Source organism: Undibacterium sp. RuTC16W, assembly GCF_049339445.1.
Classification (GTDB): Bacteria; Pseudomonadota; Gammaproteobacteria; order Burkholderiales; family Burkholderiaceae_D; genus Undibacterium.
On sequence record NZ_JBMPPE010000134.1, the window covers coordinates 1 to 279 of the forward strand.

Below are 279 nucleotides of genomic sequence, written 5' to 3' on the forward strand. Positions count from 1 at the left end.
AGGCACCAGTATTACCACCTAATCGCTTGCCGTGTTTCTTCAGATAATCCCAAAGTTCTGTGATGCGTTCTGAAGGCCAGTCGGCAACCATTTGTGAGAAGGAATCCGCTTCACGCTTGGCGTTGTGAATCATGGTGGCATTGGCAGGGATAGTCATCACCTTAGTCAGGTGGCGAATAATGCGCGGGTCTTGCGCTTTCTGCTCCCACATTTCATTCGGTAGCATCAGCATCTTTTCGATGTCGAATTCAAAGAACACTTCTTCGAATTGCGGCCATT

The 279-nt window shown here is 48.4% G+C and carries 1 protein-coding gene; it reads right to left on the bottom strand.

Annotation, left to right across the window (positions count from 1 at the left end; genetic code table 11):
* Positions 1–279 (bottom strand): DNA-3-methyladenine glycosylase I (locus ACO0K4_RS19825; protein WP_422958366.1); only part of this gene is annotated, 279 nt, incomplete at both ends.